Consider the following 1,252-nt stretch of genomic DNA (forward strand, 5'->3'; position numbering starts at 1 on the left):
GGGTGGGGCGGGCTGGGGTTTCGAGCGGGACGGTGGCGTCGTTGGGCGCGCCGGTGTTGCCGCTGGGGCTGCAGGCCGTCGCGGCCACCAGAACCGAAACGGGCAGAAGCGAAACGAGAACTGGATAGCGCATGCGACCTCCTGACCGGTCTGGCGGCGACGGTCCCGCTTCGATAGGGGCGAGGCCATAGTCGAACAACCGTCAATGGTAAGGGCGGCAATCAAGATGGAGAGTGCGATGCAGACGATCGGCGTAATCGGCGCGGGACAGATGGGCGCGGGGATCGCGCAGGTCGCCGCGCAGGCGGGCTACCGCGTGCTGCTGGCCGATATGGGCTTGCCCCAGGCCGAGGCGGGCAAGGCGGGGATCGGCAAGGCGATGGCGCGGCTGGTCGAGAAGGAGAAGATCACCGCCGACTTCCGCGAGACGACGTTGGCCAATATCGAGCCGGTCGCGAGCGTCGCCGAGATGGGCGACTGTTTCATCGTCGTCGAGGCCGCGACCGAGCGCGAGGCGATCAAGCGGACGATCTTTGCCGAGGTCGGCAAGGTGCTGAAAGCGGACGCGATCCTGGCGTCGAACACCTCGTCGATCCCGATCACGCGGCTGGCGCAGGCGGCGCCCGACGCCGCGCGGTTCATGGGGGTGCATTTCTTCAATCCCGTCCCCGTCATGCGGCCGATCGAGCTGATCCGCGGGCTCGCCACGTCGGAGGCGACGGTCGCCGCGGTCGAGGCGTTCGCCGAAAAGCTCGGCAAGCAGGTCGTGCACGCGAACGACGCGCCGGGGTTCATCGTCAACCGCGTGCTGATGCCGATGATCAACGAGGCGTGCTTTGCGCTCGGCGAAGGCGTGGCGGGGGTGCGCGACATCGATCTGGCGTGCCAGCTGGGGCTCAATCACCCGATGGGGCCGCTGACTCTGGCCGATTTCATCGGGCTCGACACGTGCCTGGAGATCACCCGGGTGCTGTTTGAAGGGACCGGCGATCCCAAGTTCCGGCCCGCGCCGCTGCTGGTCAAATATGTCGAGGCGGGGTGGTTCGGCCGCAAGACCAAACGCGGCTTCTATGACTATTCGGGTGCGGAGCCGGTGCCGACGCGCTAACCAGATCGGTTATCTACCCTTGACATCGTCACGCTGTTCTGGCACATAACAGGAACGATGACGAATTGCGAGTCGGGCCGGACGCGGTCGGGGTGATCCCCGGCGGCGGACCGGTCCGATCCATTTGGGGGGATGGTGCATGGC

At 66.8% G+C, this 1,252-nt stretch carries 1 protein-coding gene; it reads left to right on the forward strand.

Features of this window, described 5'->3' with window-relative positions; genetic code table 11:
* The first annotated feature begins 238 nt into the window (after window positions 1–238).
* On the forward strand, window positions 239–1,108 hold the full coding sequence (locus NI18_RS17685) for a 3-hydroxyacyl-CoA dehydrogenase NAD-binding domain-containing protein (RefSeq protein WP_037531859.1): 870 nt from the start codon (window positions 239–241) through the stop codon (window positions 1,106–1,108).
* Window positions 1,109–1,252: the final 144 nt, after the last annotated feature.

The organism is Sphingomonas sp. Ant20 (assembly GCF_000783375.1).
Taxonomy (GTDB): Bacteria; Pseudomonadota; Alphaproteobacteria; order Sphingomonadales; family Sphingomonadaceae; genus Sphingomonas; species Sphingomonas aerolata.